20 protein-coding genes and 1 tRNA gene are annotated in these 18,902 nt (G+C 58.9%); 15 read left to right on the top strand and 6 right to left on the bottom strand.

Annotated features, from left to right (window positions below; all coding sequences use genetic code 11):
* The first annotated feature begins 73 nt into the window (after nt 1–73).
* Nucleotides 74–1,792: a methionine--tRNA ligase gene (gene metG / locus ACS5RD_RS11935; RefSeq protein WP_489927608.1), complete on the top strand. Its 1,719-nt coding sequence runs from the start codon at nt 74–76 to the stop codon at nt 1,790–1,792.
* A 67-nt stretch (nt 1,793–1,859) separates the two neighbouring features.
* On the opposite strand, the gene ACS5RD_RS11930 is transcribed toward metG, so the two are convergent.
* Nucleotides 1,860–2,642, bottom strand: a complete 783-nt coding sequence (locus ACS5RD_RS11930; protein ID WP_489927607.1) for a sulfite exporter TauE/SafE family protein — start codon at nt 2,640–2,642, stop codon at nt 1,860–1,862.
* A gap of 167 nt (nt 2,643–2,809) precedes the next feature.
* Between ACS5RD_RS11930 and ACS5RD_RS11925 the strand changes: the two genes are divergently transcribed.
* The 5 genes from ACS5RD_RS11925 to ACS5RD_RS11905 all read left to right on the top strand — a co-directional run bounded on the left by ACS5RD_RS11925 (nt 2,810) and on the right by ACS5RD_RS11905 (nt 6,215).
* Nucleotides 2,810–3,418 (top strand): AraC family transcriptional regulator, encoded by a 609-nt coding sequence (locus ACS5RD_RS11925; RefSeq protein ID WP_489927606.1) that lies wholly within the window; start codon nt 2,810–2,812, stop codon nt 3,416–3,418.
* Complete coding sequence (locus ACS5RD_RS11920; RefSeq protein WP_489927605.1) at nt 3,418–3,816, top strand: helix-turn-helix domain-containing protein; 399 nt, start codon at nt 3,418–3,420, stop codon at nt 3,814–3,816. The genes ACS5RD_RS11925 and ACS5RD_RS11920 overlap by 1 nt, the downstream gene beginning before the upstream one ends.
* A 157-nt stretch (nt 3,817–3,973) precedes the next feature.
* Nucleotides 3,974–5,284, top strand: a complete 1,311-nt coding sequence (hisD, locus tag ACS5RD_RS11915; protein ID WP_489927604.1) for a histidinol dehydrogenase — start codon at nt 3,974–3,976, stop codon at nt 5,282–5,284.
* Nucleotides 5,281–5,760 carry a UPF0262 family protein gene (locus ACS5RD_RS11910; RefSeq protein ID WP_489927603.1) on the top strand — a complete coding sequence of 160 codons (480 nt, stop codon included), beginning with the start codon at nt 5,281–5,283 and terminating at the stop codon, nt 5,758–5,760. The genes hisD and ACS5RD_RS11910 overlap by 4 nt, the downstream gene beginning before the upstream one ends.
* Before the next feature lie 2 nt (nt 5,761–5,762).
* The gene (locus tag ACS5RD_RS11905) at nt 5,763–6,215 is read left to right on the top strand and encodes an arsenate-mycothiol transferase ArsC (RefSeq protein ID WP_322326519.1); all 453 of its coding nucleotides are present in this window, start codon (nt 5,763–5,765) and stop codon (nt 6,213–6,215) included.
* Between the two features lie 79 nt (nt 6,216–6,294).
* Here ACS5RD_RS11905 and ACS5RD_RS11900 read toward each other — a convergent pair whose 3' ends face one another.
* A complete protein-coding gene (locus ACS5RD_RS11900) occupies nt 6,295–6,657 on the bottom strand; it encodes a winged helix-turn-helix transcriptional regulator (RefSeq protein WP_489927602.1) in 363 nt (120 codons plus the stop codon).
* 101 nt (nt 6,658–6,758) lie between these two features.
* Here ACS5RD_RS11900 and ACS5RD_RS11895 point away from each other — a divergent pair, with 101 nt between their 5' ends.
* The 9 genes from ACS5RD_RS11895 to ACS5RD_RS11855 all read left to right on the top strand — a co-directional run bounded on the left by ACS5RD_RS11895 (nt 6,759) and on the right by ACS5RD_RS11855 (nt 12,249).
* Nucleotides 6,759–7,595 (top strand): SDR family oxidoreductase, encoded by an 837-nt coding sequence (locus ACS5RD_RS11895; protein ID WP_489927601.1) that lies wholly within the window; start codon nt 6,759–6,761, stop codon nt 7,593–7,595.
* Between the two features lie 138 nt (nt 7,596–7,733).
* Nucleotides 7,734–8,141 carry a nuclear transport factor 2 family protein gene (locus ACS5RD_RS11890; RefSeq protein ID WP_054005124.1) on the top strand — a complete coding sequence of 136 codons (408 nt, stop codon included), beginning with the start codon at nt 7,734–7,736 and terminating at the stop codon, nt 8,139–8,141.
* The gene (locus ACS5RD_RS11885; RefSeq protein ID WP_054005110.1) at nt 8,138–8,743 is read left to right on the top strand and encodes a GNAT family N-acetyltransferase; all 606 of its coding nucleotides are present in this window, start codon (nt 8,138–8,140) and stop codon (nt 8,741–8,743) included. Before ACS5RD_RS11890 ends, ACS5RD_RS11885 begins: the two co-directional genes overlap by 4 nt.
* A 251-nt stretch (nt 8,744–8,994) precedes the next feature.
* A complete protein-coding gene (locus ACS5RD_RS11880; RefSeq protein ID WP_489927600.1) occupies nt 8,995–9,879 on the top strand; it encodes a carbon-nitrogen hydrolase family protein in 885 nt (294 codons plus the stop codon).
* Between the two features lie 205 nt (nt 9,880–10,084).
* Nucleotides 10,085–10,303, top strand: a complete 219-nt coding sequence (gene infA, locus ACS5RD_RS11875; protein ID WP_054005112.1) for a translation initiation factor IF-1 — start codon at nt 10,085–10,087, stop codon at nt 10,301–10,303.
* A gap of 1 nt (nt 10,304) precedes the next feature.
* Nucleotides 10,305–10,880, top strand: a complete 576-nt coding sequence (locus ACS5RD_RS11870) for a Maf family protein (RefSeq protein ID WP_156317338.1) — start codon at nt 10,305–10,307, stop codon at nt 10,878–10,880.
* Entirely contained in the window at nt 10,877–11,902 is a 1,026-nt protein-coding gene (locus tag ACS5RD_RS11865; RefSeq protein WP_489927599.1) for a ribonuclease E/G, read from the top strand. The genes ACS5RD_RS11870 and ACS5RD_RS11865 overlap by 4 nt, the downstream gene beginning before the upstream one ends.
* The gene (locus ACS5RD_RS11860; RefSeq protein WP_489927598.1) at nt 11,899–12,075 is read left to right on the top strand and encodes a DNA gyrase inhibitor YacG; all 177 of its coding nucleotides are present in this window, start codon (nt 11,899–11,901) and stop codon (nt 12,073–12,075) included. The genes ACS5RD_RS11865 and ACS5RD_RS11860 overlap by 4 nt, the downstream gene beginning before the upstream one ends.
* 98 nt (nt 12,076–12,173) lie before the next feature.
* Nucleotides 12,174–12,249 (top strand) — tRNA-Phe (locus ACS5RD_RS11855).
* A gap of 301 nt (nt 12,250–12,550) precedes the next feature.
* Here ACS5RD_RS11855 and ACS5RD_RS11850 read toward each other — a convergent pair.
* From ACS5RD_RS11850 to ACS5RD_RS11835, 4 genes are all read right to left on the bottom strand, one after another.
* Entirely contained in the window at nt 12,551–12,898 is a 348-nt protein-coding gene (locus ACS5RD_RS11850) for a phage tail protein (protein ID WP_489927597.1), read from the bottom strand.
* Nucleotides 12,899–16,129 (bottom strand): phage tail tape measure C-terminal domain-containing protein, encoded by a 3,231-nt coding sequence (locus tag ACS5RD_RS11845; RefSeq protein ID WP_489927596.1) that lies wholly within the window; start codon nt 16,127–16,129, stop codon nt 12,899–12,901.
* 586 nt (nt 16,130–16,715) lie between these two features.
* Nucleotides 16,716–17,417, bottom strand: coding sequence for a recombinase family protein (locus ACS5RD_RS11840; protein WP_489927595.1), 702 nt, complete (start codon nt 17,415–17,417; stop codon nt 16,716–16,718).
* A gap of 326 nt (nt 17,418–17,743) precedes the next feature.
* A complete protein-coding gene (locus ACS5RD_RS11835; protein WP_489927594.1) occupies nt 17,744–17,911 on the bottom strand; it encodes a hypothetical protein in 168 nt (55 codons plus the stop codon).
* Nucleotides 17,912–18,902 lie beyond the last annotated feature (991 nt).

Raw genomic sequence — 18,902 nt, 5'->3', positions numbered from 1 at the left:
ATGCCCTAACCTCGTCTAGCCCTTGGCCCTCGCATCGGGTAAACGAGGCGCAACTGACGGGAAAGGGCATCGCATGGCACGGATTCTGATCACCTCCGCCATTCCTTATATCAATGGCATCAAGCACTTGGGCAATCTTGTGGGCAGCCAACTGCCCGCCGATCTGTTTGCGCGCTACAACCGCGCGCGCGGCCATGAGGTGATGTTCATCTGCGCCACGGATGAACACGGCACCCCGGCCGAGTTGGCGGCGGCCAAAGCGGGCAAACCTGTCGCCGAATATTGTGCCGAGATGCACAAGGTGCAGGCCGAGATTGCGCGCGGCTTTCGGTTGTCGTTTGACCACTTCGGGCGGTCGTCCAGCGAGCGTAACCATCTGCTGACCCAGCATTTCGCCGGCAAACTGGCCGAGGCTGGGCTGATCCGCGAGGTCGAGGAAAGCCAGATCTATTCCATCGACGATCACCGCTTTCTGCCCGACCGCTATATCGAGGGCACCTGCCCGAACTGCGGGTATGAGTCTGCGCGTGGCGATCAATGCGACAACTGCACCAAGCAGCTTGATCCCACCGATCTGATCAACCCACATTCGACGATTTCCGGCTCGACCAATCTTGAGGTGCGCAAAACCAAGCACCTTTATCTGCGCCAGCGGTCCTTGCGGGACAAGCTAGAGGCTTGGATTGACAGTAAAAAAGACTGGCCGATCCTGACCACCTCGATTGCCAAGAAATGGCTGAACGACGGCGATGGCTTGCAAGATCGCGGCATCACCCGCGATTTGCACTGGGGCATCCCGGTCAAAAAAGGCGATCAGATCTGGCCGGGGATGGAGGGCAAAGTTTTCTACGTCTGGTTCGACGCTCCAATCGAATATATCGCCTGCACTGCGGAATGGGCCGATGCGCAGGGCTTGCCAGATGCCGCGTGGCAACGCTGGTGGCGCACCGATATGGGCGCGCAGGATGTGACCTATTACCAGTTCATGGGCAAAGATAACGTGCCGTTCCATACCCTTAGCTTCCCCGCCACCATTCTGGGGTCGGGTGAGCCGTGGAAGCTGGTCGATTACCTGAAGTCGTTCAACTACCTCAACTATGACGGCGGCCAGTTCAGCACCTCGCGCGGGCGCGGCGTTTTCATGGATCAGGCTTTGTCGATCCTGCCGTCGGATTACTGGCGCTGGTGGTTGCTGAGCCACGCCCCGGAATCGGCGGACAGCGAGTTCACATGGGAGAATTTCCAAGTCTCGGTGAACAAAGACCTCGCCGATGTTTTGGGCAACCTCGTCTCCCGCGTCACCAAGTTCTGCGTCGCGAAATTCGGCAGCGAAGTGCCCAGCGCCGGGGAGTTTGGCGAGCAAGAAGCGCGCCTGATTGAAGAACTCGGCACCCGCATCAAAGACTACGCCGCCTGTATGGAATCGATGGAGGTCCGCAAGGCCTCTGCCGAGTTGCGCGCGATTTGGGTTATCGGCAACGAATACCTGCAAGCCGCAGCGCCTTGGACGGTGGTGAAAACCGACCCCGAGCGCGCGCAAGCGATGATCCGCCTCAGCCTGAACCTGATCCGGGTCTATGCGATCTTGTCAGCACCGTTCATTCCCGATGCGAGTGCCACCATGATGGCCGCAATGGGCTCGGATGATTGGACTTGGCCCGATGATGTGGCCGCAGCAATGGCCGCCCTGCCCGCAGGCCATGCCTTTACGGTGCCGGAAAACCTGTTCCGCAAGATCACCGACGAAGAACGCGCCGATTGGCAACAACGCTTTGCGGGCATTCGGACCTGAATAGCTGCAGATGAAATGCAAAAGGCCGCAGGACAATCCTGCGGCCTTTTGCATTTAGACCAAACGCTTAGCTGAAGATCAGCTTCAGACTGACCAGTACCAGAATGATCGCCAAAAACACCCGTAGCGCCTTTTCCGGCAGGCGTGGCGCTAATGTGCTGCCGACGATGATCCCCGGAATGGACCCGATCAGCAGCGAGATCAGCATCGCGAAATCCACATCACCAAACCACCAATGCCCCAGACCCGAGATCAGCGTCAGCGGCACCGCATGGGCGATGTCAGACCCAACAATCCGCAATACCGACAGGCGCGGATAGATGATCAACAGCGCTGTCACCCCAATCGCCCCGGCGCCCACCGATGTGGTCGTCACCAGCGCGCCAAGGATCACCCCGGTTACGATGGTTTGGGCGGCCACCCTCGTCTCGTTGGTGCTGGCAAAGCGGCTGAAAAACTCGACAATCTGGTCGCGAAACAGCAGGGTGGCCGAGGTCGCCAGCAGCACGATCCCCAGCATCAGCGCCAAAATCCCGCCCTTGCTGGTGTGCACACCATAATAGTTCATCACCGCGAACGTCACAAATGTTGCCGGAACCGATCCGGTCGCCAGCCTGCGCACAATCCGCCAATCCACCGATTTGGCCTTGTGGTGGATCGCAGCCCCGACCGATTTCGTCGCCGCAGCATAGAGCAGATCCGTGCCCACCGCCGTCGCCGGATGCACCCCAAACAGCAAAACCAGCACGGGCGTCATCAATGATCCGCCACCCACCCCGGTAAAGCCCACGATCATGCCAACAAAGAAGCCCGACAGCGAATAGAGAAGATTTATATCTGCAAATGCCATTTCAGAGAATCTCCCTACTGCGCTCACCCTGTTTGGCAGGAAAATCAAACCCGTCAACTGAACTTTTAATCTCTATAGACTTTAGCGAGATTATGTAACCCTACCGCCCCCCAGAAGCTAATGCGTTTGCTCTGGGTCTCTGCTAGGATTGCAGCAAAGGAGAAGCGATGAACGACATTGCCAAATTCGTCGCCAAAGGCTCGGCGCATGTCACCCTGCCGGCGCAGGTAGAGCCGCTGGACGTGGCCTTCGTTTTGCTGCCGAAATTCACCATGCTGGCGTTTTCATCGGCGATTGAGCCGTTACGGATGGCCAATCAACTGACGCAACAGGTGCTGTTTCGCTGGCAGGTTTTGTCCGACGATGGCGCACCGGTGGCCTGCTCCAACGGCGTTCCGATCATGGTTGATGGCGCTTGGGGCCAAGCCAGCCCGGCGGGTATTGTGCTGGTCTGTTCGGGGGTAGAGCCCGAAGGCAAAGCCAGCCAGGCCTTGGGGGATTGGCTGCGTTCGTTGTGGCGGCGGGGCCGTGTGGTGGGCGGTCTTTGCACCGGGGCCTATGCTCTGGCGCAGGCGGGCATCCTGAAGGGCCACCGCTTTACCATGCATTGGGACAATATCGACGCCTTTGCCGAGAACAATCCTGATATGCTGCCAGCCCGCCAAGTGTTCTGCATCGACGACCGCGTGATGACCTGCGCTGGTGGCGTCGCTGCCGCCGATCTGATGTTAAAGCTGATCAATGACCGCTTCGGCCCCCCTTGGGGCAAGCGGTGATGAATATGTGCCTGCTGACGCAGCGCCGGCAGGAAGCGGATCTGCAAACCACCTCGCTCGCCGCCCGCCTTGGCACCCGCCACGACAAACTGCTGCAAGCGGCGGCTTATCTGGAGGCGCATATCGAAGAAGACTTCGACTTGGACGCCTGCGCAGCCCATCTGTCGCTGTCGCGCCGCCAGATTGAGCGGCTGTTCAACCGCTATCTGAACATCACACCGGTGCGGTATATGAACGATCTGCGGCTGGCGCGCGGGCGGGCGCTGCTGGCCGAAACCGATCTGAAGGTGACAGAGGTGGCAGTGGCCTGCGGCTATGCCTCGACCTCGCATTTCTCGAAGTCGTTCCGCAAGAAATATGGCACCTCGCCCTATAGGTTCTCGCATTTCGGAGGATAGAACGACTGCAAAGGTGATCTGATGGCGCGGCTTACGCCGCAAGCCTCTTGAGCGCTTACGCGCAGTTGGAATGCGGCATCACCGCCTGTGCCCCGCGTTTTTCTTGCAGCACCCTGCCCCAACCGCTATGCAAGCGCAGCAATTCCCGGAGGCCGCCATGCCAACCCATCTCTCGACCCGTGATGCCGATTTTGAGGCCCGCTTCGCAGCCCTGTTGGGGATGAAGCGCGAAGAGGCCGAGGATGTTGATCACACCGTGGCGGCGATCATTGCCGATGTCCGCACGCGCGGCGATCAGGCTGTGCTGGATTTGACCGCGAAATTCGACCGCCTGACGCTGACAGCGGAAACCCTTGCCTTCAGCCCGGAAGAAATCGACGCCGAATGTGCGAAAGTCTCGCCCGAGGATCGCGCAGCCTTGGCGCTCGCCGCGAACCGCATCCGCGCCTATCATGCTCGCCAGCTGCCGCAGGATGAGATGTGGACCGACAGCGCAGGCGCAAGCTTGGGCTGGCGTTGGACCCCCGTTTCGGCGGCTGGCCTCTATGTCCCCGGCGGCACCGCGTCTTATCCGTCCTCAGTGTTGATGAACGCCATCCCCGCCAAAGTGGCGGGCGTGCAACGGCTGGTGATCACCTGCCCCACCCCCGGCGGCATTGTGAACCCGCTGGTGCTGCTGGCAGCCCGCATCGCAGGCGTGGACACCGTCTACCGCATCGGCGGCGCGCAGGCGGTGGCGGCCCTCGCCTATGGCACCCAAACCATTACCCCGGTGGATAAAATCACCGGTCCGGGCAATGCCTATGTGGCGGCAGCCAAGCGCCGGGTGTTTGGCCGCGTTGGCATCGACATGATCGCTGGGCCCTCGGAAATTCTGGTGATTGCCGACCGTGACAATGATCCCGACTGGATCGCGCTCGACCTGCTCAGCCAAGCCGAACATGACGCCTCTGCGCAATCCATCCTGATCACCGATGATGCCGCTTTTGGCGAAGCCGTTGCCCTAGCCGTCGAAAAACGCCTTGTCACGCTGGAGCGTCGCGATATTGCGGGGGCATCTTGGCGCGACAATGGCGCGGTGATCATCACCCGCGATCTGCACGAGGCCGCCACCCTGTCGAACCGCGTCGCCCCCGAACATCTGGAGCTTTGCACCGCCGATCCCGAGGCGTTGAGCCTTGAAATCACCCATGCTGGCGCGATCTTTTTAGGGGCATGGACACCGGAAGCCATCGGCGATTACGTTGGCGGGCCGAACCATGTGTTGCCCACCGCCCGTTCGGCGCGGTTTTCTTCTGGATTGAGTGTGATGGATTTTGTCAAACGCACGACCCTGGCCAAAATGACCCCCGAGGCGCTGGCGCAGATTGGCCCCGCAGCCGAACGGCTGGCGATCTCGGAAAGCCTGCAAGCGCATGGCCTGTCGGTGCGCGCGCGGTTGGATCGGTTGAATGGGGGGACGGCATGACCAACCGGATCTGCGCCATCGATATTGACGAAAAAGGCCTCGCCCGTGTCACCCCCACGATTGAGCAAGAGCGCAATGTGGCGATCTTTGATCTGTTGGAGGACAACTCCTTCGCGCTGCCCACCCGCGACGATCGCCCGACCTTGCCGGGGCCGTACCGTTTGGGGCTGGCGATCCGCGAGGGGCGGCTGGTGTTTGATATCGCCACGGAAACCACGGAAAAAGTTGGCGAATTCCATCTGTCACTCGGCCCGTTCCGCCAAGTGGTGAAAGACTACTTCCAGATATGTGAGTCGTATTTCGAGGCCGTCAAACGCCTGCCCCCCAGCCAGATCGAGGCCATCGACATGGCAAGACGCGGCATCCACAACGAAGGCGCGCGGGTGTTGCAGGAACGCCTTGAGGGCAAGGCCGAGGTCGATATCGACACCGCACGGCGCCTGTTCACCCTGATCTGCGTTTTGCACTGGGGCTGATGATGGCATTTCCGCAAGCTGTGCTGTTTTGCTGTGATCACAACGCCGTCCGCTCGCCAATGGCCGAGGCGATGATGAAGAAATTCTACGGCCAACGCGCCTATGTGCAATCGGCGGGGGTGAAGAACGATATGGAGGTCGACGGCTTTTCCATCGCCGTCTGTGCAGAACTCGGCATCGAGCTCGCCCGCCACCGCGCGCGCTCGTTCGAGGAAATGCAGAACCTCGGCGACGATCTAGGCCAGTTCGACCTGATTATCGCGCTGTCCCCCGCCAGCCAGCATGCAGCGCTTGATCTGACCAAATCCTACCATCTAGAGGTCGAATACTGGCCGATCATCGACCCCACCGCCTTGGGCGAGGGCCGCGACGCCAAACTCTCCGCCTACCGCCAAGCCCGCGACCAGATCAAAACCCGGATGCTCGACCGTTTCGGCCCGCCGACGGAACTCTAATTCCCTAAAACTTATCTAAAATTGTCATCCTCTGCGCTCAAATATCCCACGGGGGTTTGGGGGTGTGAAACCCCCAATTCTACGCCCCCACCCGCGCCGCCTGCATCTGCGGCAAATTCGCCTCAATCCAACGACCCAACGCCGCCACCAGCACTGCCGCCTCTTGCCCCAAGGCAGTCAGCGAATATTCCACATGCGGCGGCACCACCGGATGCGCCACCCGCAGCACCAGCCCGTCGCCCTCCAGCGCCTGCAAAGTCTGCGCCAGCATCCGTTCCGACACGCCGCCCACCCTGCGCCGCAGGGCCGAGAATCGTAAAGTGCCATCCTGCAAGGCAAACATCACCAGCACGCCCCACTGGCTGGTGAGATGCTTCAACACCGCCCGCGACGGACAATCTGCCGCCAACACATTCGGCGGAAATTCCACCTCGACATTCATTCTGCACCCTTTCGCCGCAAAACCTTACACTAACAAAAATGTATGTACTTCCCTTTCGTAAGTAAAGGCGTATCTCTGGCGCATCCAAACAGGAGATCAAAATGACCATCGCAATCACCGGCGCCACAGGTGCCCTCGGCCAACTTGCCCTCACAGCCCTAAAAGCCCGCGCGCCGCAGGCCGATGTCGTCGCACTCGTCCGCGATCCGGCGAAAATCACTGGCACCCCGGCCCGCGCCTTTGATTACACCAAAGCTGAAACCCTTGCCCCCGCCCTCAAAGGCATCGACACCCTCGTGCTGATTTCCTCGAACGATTTCAACGACCGCGCCGGCCAGCACCGCGCCGTGATAACCGCCGCCAAGACCGCAGGCGTCAAGCGGATCATCTACACCTCGATCCTGAAGGGTGACGCCTCGCCGATGATCTTGGCGCAAGACCACATCGCGACTGAGGCCGTGCTGAAAGCCTCTGGCATCCCCGCCACCATTCTGCGCAACGGCTGGTATACCGAGAATTACACCGGATCGCTGAAAGCCTCGGTTGAACACGGCGCGCTGATCGGGTCCTCTGCTGACGGTCGCATCGCCTCGGCCGCCCGCGCCGATTATGCCGAAGCCATTGCGGTTACGGCGCTCGACGACAGCCATACGGGCAAGACCTACGAACTTGCGGGCGATACGCCCCACACCATGGCCGATTTCGCTGCCGAAGTCTCGAAACAGACCGGCAAAACCATCCCGTTCAACACTCTGCCGAAAGACACCTATGCGGGCATCCTGCAAAGCTTTGGTCTGCCGGAAGGTTTCGCCAATATCCTCGCCGACAGCGATGACACCGCAGCACGCGGGTCTCTGCTGGACGAGAGCCACACCCTGTCGAAACTGATCGGTCGCCCAACCACGCCGATCGCCACCACGATCAAGGCGGCGCTGTAAAGCGCGCGCCAGTCGGCACTCTGAACCAACTGCGACAGCAGGCAACCGCTGTCGCAAACCACCGCCATCCTGCCGATCCCGGTCTGGACCGGGCTGCTTCCGCGTGCCACCATGCGCCAAATTCTGTATGAGGCCCGCATGACCCAATCCGCCCGCGACACCGTCACCGCCTATTACGCCGCGTTCAACGCCGAGAATCCCATGGGCATGCTCGCCTGCGTCACCGACGGCATTGAGCACCGCGTCAACGAAGGTGGCATCCGGCTTGGACGCGCAAAGTTCGCCGAATTCTGCGCGCATATGGGCGTGTCCTACCGCGAGCAACTGAAAGACATTGAGATTTTCGTCAACGCGGCAGGCACCCGCGCCGCCGCCGAATTCGTGGTCCACGGCGCATATCTCAAAACCGACCCCGGCCTGCCAGAAGCGAATGGCCAGACCTACATCCTGCCCGCCGGGTCGTTCTTCGATCTGACAGAGGGCAAAATCTCCCGCATCACCACGTTCTACAATCTCAACGACTGGATCGCTCAGGTCTCGGCATGACCGCAGATCTGGCCGCCGAAATCGAAGTCCGCGCCCTGACTGGCCCCGCACTGGAGGCCGCTCTGGATGGCGTAGCCGCGCTGCGCATCGCGATTTTTCGGGATTGGCCTTACCTTTACGACGGAAACCTCGACTACGAACGCGCCTATCTGAAAACCTATCGCGACAACCCCGGCGCCCTGTTGGTGGCTGCCTTCCACCAAGGCCGCTTGATTGGCGCTTCGACCTCCACCCTGATGGAAGATCATGCCGAAGCGTTTTCCGCCCCGTTCCGCGCGCTGAACATCCCACTGGAAAACATCCTTTACGGTGCCGAATCCGTGCTGCTGCCCGCCTATCGCGGCATTGGTCTGGGCCACCGCTTCATTGATCTGCGCGAAGACCACGCCCGCGCCATGCACCGCGCCTATGTCGCGTTCTGCTCGGTCAAACGCCCGGAGCGTCATCCGATGAAGCCAGAAAACGCCCGCTCAAACGATGCCTTCTGGAGGGGCCGGGGCTACGAACCGCTGCCCGGCGTGCTGGCCGAATTTGCGTGGAAAGATGTGGGCGACAGTGAAGAGACCGTGAAACCGCTGCAATTCTGGATGCGCAAACTCTAACCTAACACCGCCCCCTTGCCCGATTTGTCCCGCGACAAATCGGGCCCCGCCTGCCTGCCCCCGGCAGGCGCGGCCCGATTACCCTGTGGAATGGCTTGCTGCCCAACTCCCCTTGCTCAACGGCGTCCCGCCTTTTGAGCAACGAACCGACGAACTCTGCCCCGCAGAGTTTGTTTGCGGTTCGGTCCGGTCTTTCAACCGCAGCACATCTTGCCATAATGGCGCAAAGTCCTCTTATCCCAAGGTCCCAAATGATCCTCGCAGCCGCCGCCTACCCGCTCTCCCACCTTGTCGATTTCGCGGAATATGCCAACAAACTCACCATATGGGTTGAAGATGCCGTAGCGATGGGCGCGAACGTGCTGGTGTTCCCGGAATATGGCAGCATGGAGCTGGCCTCGCTCGCCCCCCTCGAAGTTTCGGAAGACCTTGAAGCCGCGCTGCACGAAGTCGCTCGCCATGGTCCCGCCGCCGCAGGCCTGCATTGTCAACTCGCAGCCAAGCATAACCTCTACATCCTCGGCGCTTCGGCCCCGTATTTCGGCAACACTCGCCCCACCAACCGCGCCACCCTCTACGGCCCCAAGGGCATCATCGGCCATCAAGACAAACAGATGATGACCCGGTTTGAGCGCGAGACTTGGAATGTGGTCGCAGGCAACCCCTTGCAACTGTTCGACACGCCCTTGGGCAAGATCGGCGTGCTGATCTGTTATGACAGCGAATTCCCCCTGCTCGCCCGCGCGCTGATCGAGGCGGGCGCGCAAATCCTGCTCGTGCCGTCCTGCACCGACACTCTGGCCGGATACACCCGCGTCAAAGTCGGCAGCATGGCCCGCGCGCTGGAAGGCCAATGTGTGGTCGTCCACGCCCCCACCGTGGGCCTGTGCGATTTCTGCCCCGCTGTCGACGAAAACGTGGGCGCCGCCGCGATCTACGGCCCCTCTGACAAAGGCTTCCCCGAGACCGGGATTCTCGCCCAAACCGCGCTGAACGAACCCGGTTGGGCCATCGCCGAAATCGACCTTTCCGCCATCGAATCCGTGCGTGCCACAGGCTCGGTTTTCAACCACCAACACTGGCCCGAACAAGCCGCCCGCGCCGCGCAAACCCTCGAAATCGTTAAAAATCTCTAAACGACGCCACGCCACCCTATTGAAACATCACAACAAAAAAAGGTCCCGAGTTGGGACCAGCCCATCCTCTGCGCCCAAATATCCCGCCGGAGGCTCTTTTCTACCAAACCACCCCCCGATTTTCCCCCTTGAAAATCCCCCCCAACAAGCGCATATCCCCGCCGATGCCTGCGGTTCCCGCGGGCTAAATCCTATTGGAGAGACCATGGCCAAGGAAGATATCCTCGAATTCCCCGGTGTCGTGAAGGAACTCTTGCCCAACGCGACATTCAAGGTTGAACTCGACAACGGCCATGAATTGATCGCGGTGATGGCAGGCAAGATGCGCAAAAACCGCATCCGGGTTCTGGCAGGCGATAAGGTGCAGGTCGAAATGACGCCTTATGATCTGTCGAAAGGCCGCATCAACTACCGCTTCAAGTAAATTGAAGTTCATCCTCGGATCAGGCAGCCCGCGCCGGAAGGAACTTCTGGCGCAGCTTGGCATCATCCCCGACGCCATCCTCCCCCCCGACATCAACGAAGACCCGTTGAAGGGCGAACTCCCCCGCCCCTACTGCGCCCGCCTCGCCCGCGAGAAGGCCGCAGCGATTCCGGCGGACCCCGATGACATCATCCTGACCGCCGACACCACGGTCGCCCTCGGCCGCCGTATCCTTGGTAAGCCCGCCGATGCCGGTGAGGCCGCGCGGTTTCTGACTGATCTTGGCGGGCGGCGGCATCAAGTGATCACCGCCATCGCCGTCAAACGCGGAGACAAAATCTGGAGCCGCGAAAGTGTCTCCGCCGTGAAGATGAAACGGCTGTCCGACGTGGAGCTGAACACCTATCTCGCCTCAATGGAATGGCAGGGCAAAGCTGGTGCCTACGCCATCCAAGGCGCAGCTGGCGCGTTCATCCCGTGGATTTCCGGCAGCTTCACTGGCATCGTTGGCCTTCCCTTGGCTGAAACCGCAGCCCTGCTTGCCGCCGCAGGCTACCCCGTCTGGAAAAGCCAATGACCCGCACCGTCCTGCTCGACACGATAACAGACCGCCCCGCCGCAGCACTTATCGTGGACGGCCAGTTGCACGATCTGGCCATCGACCCGATCACCGACGCCCCCCTACCCGGCGCGATCTACCGCGCCATCGCCGACCGCCCGATGAAGGGCCAAGGCGGGTTGTTCGTGAAGCTGCCGGAAGGCTCAGGCTTCCTGCGCCAAACCGCAGGCATCGCGCCGGGTCAGCGCCTGCTGGTGCAGATCACTGGCCCAGCCGAGGCGGGCAAAGCTTACCCCGTCACCACCCGCCTGCTGTTCAAATCCCGCTACGCCATCGTCACCCCCGGCGCGCCCGGTCTGAACATCTCACGCCGCATCAAAGATGAGCCGATGCGCGATGATCTGGAAGCGCTGGCAAAAACCGCGATGCAAGGCGCAGATGAAGCGCTTGGCCTGATCCTGCGCTCGGCCTGCACCCATGCCAATGACGATGAAATCGCCGAAGACATCGCCGCGATGCGGGAACTCGCCCAAGCCGTGCTGGCCGACACCATCGGCAATGCCGAACTGCTGGTCGAAGGTGCTGGCGCACACGAAACCGCGTGGCGCGACTGGGCCGATCCCGAACCGGATGAAGTCATTGAAGGCGGCTTTGCCGAGCATGACGTGCTGGAAATGATCGACGCCCTGCTGACCCCGCGCGTTGACCTCGGCCAAGGTCATATGATGATAGAGCCCACCCGCGCCCTGCTGGCGGTTGATGTGAACACTGGCAATGACACCTCCCCCGGTGCTGCGCTGAAAGCCAACATCGCCGCCGCCCGCGAACTGCCGCGCCAACTGCGCCTGCGTGGGCTTGGCGGCCAAGTGGTGATCGACTTCGCCCCAATGCCGAAAAAAGACCGCGCTATCCTCGACCAAGTCATCCGCGCCGCGTTCAAATCGGAATCCGAGGTCAATCTCGCAGGCTGGACCACGCTTGGCCTCTACGAGATCACCCGCAAACGCGACCGTTTACCTTTGTCCGAGATATTGGCATGACCTGCCCGATTTGTGCCCGCAAATCGGACGAGAAATACAAACCATTCTGCTCGCGCCGCTGCGCAGATGTTGATTTGGGCAAATGGCTTACGGGCAGTTATGCCATCCCAGCGGCCGCGATTGACGACGAAAACCCCGAAGATTTAACCGACCCGAAACATCGCCCGCAATGATCTGCCGTCGGCTGCATTTTTCTGCCAAAACCCTCTGGACAGCCCCGCGCCCGTAACGTATCACCCCGCCACCAAGCAAGATAACACCTTGCAGATGTGCCCGGATAGCTCAGTTGGTAGAGCAGCGGATTGAAAATCCGCGTGTCGGCGGTTCAATTCCGTCTCCGGGCACCACCGATTTTTTCCGCTTCAAGATAAAATCCTTTCGCTTCAAGCGCATAGCGTGATGCGTTCTGATGGGTTTGCCCCTTATAGATTTGATCAAAAGATGCCGATTTTGGCTGTTTTAGGGTGTTTTGGGGTGACTCTTTCCGAAACGAGGTGAATCCTAGGTGAATCCGTAAGCTTCAAGCGCAGGTATTTTTTGACCCAGAATCGGCTTGTGTGTTTGCTTCAAGCGCAAGTTGGCGGGTTTAGGATTCACGTCAGATTCACGTCAGAACGGGGTGAGACAGAGGCGCGTCAGCACCCTGCCCTACATCGAATAGACTCGCTTGATCTTCACCGACAATGACCGAGTCAGGGGTCCGGGGAATCCCAAGTCATACGGGCCGTCCTGCCGCCACAGCTTCGGCGTGGCCTCATTGGGCGGGGTCCAGTAAAACGACTTGTAGGACGCCTGACTGTCGAGGAATGTTGTCAGGGTAGTAACGTCCGAGATGGTGTAATTCTCGAAGCTCAAATCCCACGATTCGACAGTAGTATTGATCCCATCGAGTCCCGCTTGGGCGTACCCGTCTCCGAAGTCAGCGACAAGGATACGGGCAGCGCGTTGTCGTTTGGATTTGGTGTCCGGAGCGATGGCGGGGAAAGTGTCGGGCACTTATCGCCCCCCACGTGGATTCATCATGCCACCGTACCTAGCGGCCTCTGCCATGCTTTCCTTGACCTTAAGGTTAATCATGGTCGCGACCTGTTCCGCCATGGCCTGCGATTTCACCGGATCGGATATATCGCCGCCCGCGTCAATCGTTACGTTTGTGTTGATACCGCCGTTGAACACCGCGCCACCGCCTGAGGCCATGCCCGCACCTTTCAGATCGACTCCGATCTTGCGACCTTTTGACAACGGAATGACCGCTTCGTTAGGGTGAAGGATGGCAGGTATCCCGCCTGAGGTGTTGGGGGTGCCTTCCCTATAGTGCGGGGCGTTGCGGAACATTGCAGGCGACACGCGGGCGCTACTCATGGCTGGGCTATCTGAATAGCCGCCCTCTTGGAACATTCCGCCTAGCAGTGTTCCGACAAAGCCAAGGAAGCCGCCGCCGCCACCAGCGCCGCCGCTGAATAGTTGTCCGAGTAATTGTCCGAAGGTCTGTGCACCAGTGGTTGAACCTGACTCGACGCCTTGCTTCAGTGCATTTCCCGCAGTGTAGCCGCTTGTACTCATAGTAGTTGTCACGGTTGAACCGACAGAACTTGCACCCGACACAAGCGAAGAATGCAACATGCCCGCGACCGTTTGTCCGGCTGATATCATGCCGTTGGAAATCATGCCGCTTGCGATTTGTCCGCCTTGTGCAACTTCCCCGCCCTTGCCGCCGCTGATAGCGCCTGTGATCCCGATCTTACCAAGGATCATCCCTGTGGTCTGCTTGGCTAGGATATCCGCCATCGTTCCGGCGACAGACGACGCGAAGCTGGCTAGGTCGAGTTTTCCAGTTTTGAAGAAGTTGGCGAGGGTGTCTGACATGTTATTGATGATTGAACCTTGAATGCTGCGGCTGGCCTCTTCCCACAAAGGTACGCTTGCAAGGAATTCACGGACAGGGTCTTTCGCAGCGCGGGTAAGTTGTTCGTTCAACATTGCGGCGGCGTCGATCTGGGAAAGCATTTGGCGGGTTGTGTCACTGATGGCACCGCCGCCCGCTGCCATGGCTTCGCCGTACAACTTAGCTGCTTCTGTGCTGCGATAGGTGCCGTCGATTTGCGCTTGTAGCGCTGTAGACTCTTCGTTCAGAGCCTTGGCGCGTTCTTCAATGTCTTTCCGGATATCGCGGCCTGTGCTTGCGCCACCGCCGCCACCAGCGCCGCCGCCTGTCTTCGGTGGCGTGTAGATCACTGGACGTTTGAAACCGGAATCACGTATCTGCATTTCCCCCCGGTTCACCGCGTCAACGCCGCCTACAATCGTACGCACTTTGCTTCCCGCAATGCGCCCCTGTGCTTGCGCTGCGGCGGCATCCCAGAGGGCTGCGGCAAGGCTCAAAGCGGGCCCCACAGCGTTGGCAATGCTGCCCGCCATATTGGCCCCGGCGATCAGGTTCGAAGCCACAGCCGACTCGCGCAACGATTGTTCCAGCGACTTGGACAAGGTGAGGCTGGAATTTACATGGGTCGGAACCTTTCCAAGGCTTGCCCCGACTTCCACCGCTGCCTGTTGCACACCGATAAGATTCTTCCACACGTCACCAGTTGCAGCCGATGCCTTGGCGCTGGAGCCGAACACCGAGACCATAGCAGCTTGCAGGCCCTTGGCTGCGGCTAGCGTTTCGTTTGGCGTGCTGGCCTCTCTCAGTTTTGCCGCAGCAATCGACAGCTTTTCAGCATCGCGTGCGGAAATCTTGTAGGCTGTGGAGATGCGATTCACGTTGTTTTCGACGTGTCGCAGGCCTTCAAGTTCCGCGCGGATGTCGAGGGATTTTAGCAAGTTTGCAGCCGGGTCGCTGGATTGATCTGCAATCGTGTTCGCGAGTTCAAACTTGAGTCGTTCCAATCGTTCAAAACTGGCGACCATGGATTCAGAAGATGATAGATCACCACCAGTCAGGGGACTCGCCACATCTGCGGAACCGCCTTTTAGGCCCTTGATAGCTTCACCCTGTGCGATCTGACTTTGAAGGTCCAAGACGCGCGACATCTCGCTGCCCATGGATTTGTATTTCTCGCGCAGTTCGTCAACAGGCTGCGATTGAGATTTCACGGCAGATTCAAGATTGCGTTGCGCTTGCGCCATGGCGTCGATTGGACTGATTGCCTCTTTGGTTTTCTTGGCGACTTCCTCGGTCGAGAATGCCCACTTGGCGAACACGGCAATGAGTGCAGTGGCCCCAATGGTGATAATGGAAAGCGGATTGATCAGCGATGATACGCCGGATAGCAGAGTCGAGAATACACCCTGCCCGGATGCCCGGATTCCATTGAGTTGGGCAGCTAGCTGTGACCCCTGCTGCAGCGCGATTGTGCCAACGGACTGGAAGCCCATTTGCGCCGTCACCAGCACGTCGGAGAGTTGCTGCCCCGCCATGATACCCTGCTGTGTTGCGGCGGAATTGTTCTTAGTCGAGGCGGTGAAGCTGTTTGTGGATACCGATGCGGCTTGCAGGGCTGCGGCGGCTTTCATGCGGGCAGCGGCTGCTTGATCAGCGGTCACAATGCCTTCACGTTCCGCCATGGCAAGCCGTTCCAAAGTGGATTCATACTGGCGTGTAGCAGAATGCAGAGGAAGAAATTCCGACCGAAGTCCCTCCAGCGTGGCCTTGTGCGCGTCCGTAGCTTTCGCAGCCGCAGCGCTTGCCATACCCGCTTGTGATTGCTGCCACCTGAAATCCTGTGCAGCCATAGCCGAACGGTTCAAGCTCGATTGCAGATTGTCATATTCGTTCCGGGCTTCACGAACGTCTAGGGTGGAGGTCGCGGACCCTAGAGAGGTCTTTAGGTTGGTAAGCTGGCCTTGAATTCGCGCGATGCCACTGGAATCCCCAATATCTGCGAGGCGTCCTGAGAGGCGTGCAGCGGCATTGGTGGCGATGCGCAGGGAAGAGTCAGCGGACAGGGCAAGGCGGCGCAATGCTGCGTCAGATTTGGCTGCGGCAGCATCCACAGTGTTGATACTCTTGGCGGTGTCGGCTGCAGCTTTCTTGGCGTTGGTGAGGCTTGCCGTGTCGATCTTCGGGCCAATGTTCAGCTTTTTGAACGCACCGTCAGTATCTCTGGAAAGCCCAGCCATCGCGGCCTTTATAGCATTAATCGCGGCTTCGAATTGGGAAGCGCCCTGCTTGGCAGCGCTTGCGTCGATCTCGACGCGCATGGAATGTGTTGTGGCTGCGCTCATGGCGTATCGTTTCATAAATGTGGGGGTTTTGGGTGGTGATGCCCGCGAAACGTACAAGCGGGCATCACATTTTTATGTTGGGCAGCGGGGCGAAATTGGCTTAAACTCCCCGCTGCCTATGCCCACGGAGGACTCCCAAATCATAGCAAAATAGGGGTAAAATGTCACGGAATTGGCATAAGCGGTTATCCGCTTAAACTGAAATGAAACTGAAGCTGGAAAAATTTTCAGAGGGCAGTGTTAAAATATGATTTGGATTCGTAGAGTCCAAAACCGCCGGGTTGCCCTTGTAACTCCATACGGGTACTGGGGGTCTGCCTAAAAAATAGGCATATCGCCATTTGGGACCCTAGACTATTGTTTGTTATCAATGACTTACCTCTGACGCGGTCGGTCAAATGTCAGCAAGTCGGACAAGCCACCGAGTCACACCCTGACAAGCGGGCGGCGGGCGGGCCTTTGACCCTGCAATGTCATCGCCGTGCATCCGTTTGACCATGTCGAGGTGATGGCGGAGGTACTTCGTACCCTTGTCGAGGGGGCGGCATATGATCATGTCGAGGTGATACAGCGCCGCGTCAGCGGCCTATGCCTTGGCTTCGTAGACTCCAGCACGTTTAAGCATTTGGCAAATGCTGCCTTGATTGTATTGCTTGCCGTTGTTCGTGTGTCCGAGAGTTTCCAGTTCGGCTGCGATGTCTCGGAGGCTGCGGCGCTGGCCTGACTTGGGGTTCTTACGGTACAGGCGCTTGGCCTCTAATATGGTTGCGTCAGCAACAGGCTTGCGGCCTTCCACACGACGCCCTAGGGCAGCGCTGTTGCGGTCCCTTGCGCCTTTCAGCTTAGCATTCAACGTCATACGCTCAAACGCGCTGAAAGCCCCCAGTATGGTTCGTACAAGCTGTGTGGTGGGTGTATCGACTGTGAAGTAATCGGGCGCGGTGGTAGGTATCAGATCAATGCCCCGCTCTTTCAGCAAGCGGTGTCCGAGTTCCTGCACAATAGCATCACGGGCAAAGCGATCTGGAGATTCAACAAGGATTGTATGGGTGCCGTTGGCAAGCACAGCGTCAAGCAGGGCCAGCATGCCGGGGCGGGTCTCGATTGGGTCTGTACCTGATACGGCGGCGTCATAGAACGTCTCGACAATCACATACCCGCGTGAGCGTGCAAAGGCTGCAATGGCGAGAGACTGCCGTTTGTCGGAATCCTTGGCCTCACCCACGTTTGTTGCCGATGATGTACGCAAATAGGCGAACGCGGGAATCTTTGTTTTGCTATTCTCCATTGGAATCAAGCCTTTGCAGATAATTTCGTTACTGTACTTCAGTTTAGTAACACATTTTCGGGCCTGAGTCTCGTGATTTTGAGAACGGTTAGCGTTTTTCGGATGCCTGAAAAAGTCGTTGCATATGCAACCATCTATAACTTAACGTGTGAAGTAATAAATCAATGACGCGTAGCCACTATCAGGCCTGAATCGGCATCGATCCATTAACAATGTTCAGATATTGACCTGCAAGAACGTTGCGGGTGGTGTGGAGTTGTACAGATTGGGTATCGTTGAGGTGAAAACGCGGGGGCGGAGTTGAGCTTGCTCCCGCGTCGATTTGACTAGCGCAGCACGTACAATTCCGGTCGAATTACGACATCGGCGGCAAGTGTCGGCTGGGCTATCCCCGCAGCGCTGGGTTGGTCTTGAACCAATATAATCATTTGCGCAGCGGCGATCATGTAGATCGCGGCTAGGACTAACAGAGAGATTTTTACGATGGGTTCCATGTTCGCATCCCTCCCAAATGCAACCTAAGGATACATCCTTCTTAGGTGAGTCGGCGGAATAGTGTGGTGTCCTAAGGGCAAGTGGGCGGAAAACGGCTGACACGGGAACGTGTGTTAGGTCGGTGCGGTGTGAATTACAGGCGAGTCAATGTGTTGGCAGGCGGTGGGGTTTTTGTGTATCTTCGATGCACGACCGCATAGTCCCTATGTGGTTGGGGCTTAACGCCCTACTTGCCCGCCTCCCTCCCGAGGCGGGTTTTTTCATGGGGGTGGGGACGTTCGGATTGAGGGCGAGAGGCAGCGCTAAACAGCGTGCATAGGGTCTGGGTCGGCGGGGATAGAAAGGACGGCCCGAAGCCGCCCTCTCCATTATTTCAGCAGATTTATGGCAGTGAGCACGAGGCCAAGTATCGCAGTTTTATCTGTGACACTCAGACCGCCCCACCAAGCATACAGCTCAGCCATGGCGACCTCCGAAAGGAAGCTAAAATTCAAGGGTGAATTGCGGGGGGCGCGTGATTGCGAGAGTTGCTAACGGGTCCTAACGGTTGCCCTCGGCATTGTTCTGCATCAGCGTTTGGCAGGCTGCGTGAACCGCGAGAGTTGCCGGGATACCCCAAGGCAGTATTCTGCATCAGCATCGGCAGACCGCGTGGAGGGCGAGAGTTGCTGACGGGTCCTTGCGGTTGCCCTCGGCATTGTTCTGCATCAGCGTCGGCTGCAGTGCAAATTTAACATGCCGGAGGTCTCCACACAAGGGCGGACACGGGCGGACAGATTTTTCCCCGAATCCGCCCGGATTATCCTTTAAAATCAACGCGGGCGGACAGGGCGGACCGGGCGGACGGGAAAAAGGTGTGTATGTGATTTCTTTTCAGTTTCAGGATTACTCCCGCGAACAGAGAGAAGAAAAAGAGAGAAGAAACAGCGACAGAAGAACAGCCTTAAAATAACTTTACTCTATATTCTTGTCCGCCTTGTCCGCCCTGTC

It is taken from the genome of Cypionkella sp. PAMC25878, assembly GCF_058135695.1.
The sequence above is the reverse complement of the archived record's forward strand: the minus strand, read 5'-3'. Positions and strand labels throughout refer to the sequence as shown.

What these genes read in the sequence shown, in the direction of transcription:
- metG (WP_489927608.1), top strand. Translation starts at nt 74, where the DNA reads ATGGCACGGATTCTGATCACCTCCGCCATTCCTTATATCAATGGCATC.
- ACS5RD_RS11930 (WP_489927607.1), bottom strand. Translation starts at nt 2,642, where the DNA reads ATGGCATTTGCAGATATAAATCTTCTCTATTCGCTGTCGGGCTTCTTT.
- ACS5RD_RS11925 (WP_489927606.1), top strand. Translation starts at nt 2,810, where the DNA reads ATGAACGACATTGCCAAATTCGTCGCCAAAGGCTCGGCGCATGTCACC.
- ACS5RD_RS11920 (WP_489927605.1), top strand. Translation starts at nt 3,418, where the DNA reads ATGAATATGTGCCTGCTGACGCAGCGCCGGCAGGAAGCGGATCTGCAA.
- hisD (WP_489927604.1), top strand. Translation starts at nt 3,974, where the DNA reads ATGCCAACCCATCTCTCGACCCGTGATGCCGATTTTGAGGCCCGCTTC.
- ACS5RD_RS11910 (WP_489927603.1), top strand. Translation starts at nt 5,281, where the DNA reads ATGACCAACCGGATCTGCGCCATCGATATTGACGAAAAAGGCCTCGCC.
- ACS5RD_RS11905 (WP_322326519.1), top strand. Translation starts at nt 5,763, where the DNA reads ATGGCATTTCCGCAAGCTGTGCTGTTTTGCTGTGATCACAACGCCGTC.
- ACS5RD_RS11900 (WP_489927602.1), bottom strand. Translation starts at nt 6,657, where the DNA reads ATGAATGTCGAGGTGGAATTTCCGCCGAATGTGTTGGCGGCAGATTGT.
- ACS5RD_RS11895 (WP_489927601.1), top strand. Translation starts at nt 6,759, where the DNA reads ATGACCATCGCAATCACCGGCGCCACAGGTGCCCTCGGCCAACTTGCC.
- ACS5RD_RS11890 (WP_054005124.1), top strand. Translation starts at nt 7,734, where the DNA reads ATGACCCAATCCGCCCGCGACACCGTCACCGCCTATTACGCCGCGTTC.
- ACS5RD_RS11885 (WP_054005110.1), top strand. Translation starts at nt 8,138, where the DNA reads ATGACCGCAGATCTGGCCGCCGAAATCGAAGTCCGCGCCCTGACTGGC.
- ACS5RD_RS11880 (WP_489927600.1), top strand. Translation starts at nt 8,995, where the DNA reads ATGATCCTCGCAGCCGCCGCCTACCCGCTCTCCCACCTTGTCGATTTC.
- infA (WP_054005112.1), top strand. Translation starts at nt 10,085, where the DNA reads ATGGCCAAGGAAGATATCCTCGAATTCCCCGGTGTCGTGAAGGAACTC.
- ACS5RD_RS11865 (WP_489927599.1), top strand. Translation starts at nt 10,877, where the DNA reads ATGACCCGCACCGTCCTGCTCGACACGATAACAGACCGCCCCGCCGCA.
- ACS5RD_RS11860 (WP_489927598.1), top strand. Translation starts at nt 11,899, where the DNA reads ATGACCTGCCCGATTTGTGCCCGCAAATCGGACGAGAAATACAAACCA.
- ACS5RD_RS11845 (WP_489927596.1), bottom strand. Translation starts at nt 16,129, where the DNA reads ATGAGCGCAGCCACAACACATTCCATGCGCGTCGAGATCGACGCAAGC.
- ACS5RD_RS11840 (WP_489927595.1), bottom strand. Translation starts at nt 17,417, where the DNA reads ATGGAGAATAGCAAAACAAAGATTCCCGCGTTCGCCTATTTGCGTACA.
- ACS5RD_RS11835 (WP_489927594.1), bottom strand. Translation starts at nt 17,911, where the DNA reads ATGGAACCCATCGTAAAAATCTCTCTGTTAGTCCTAGCCGCGATCTAC.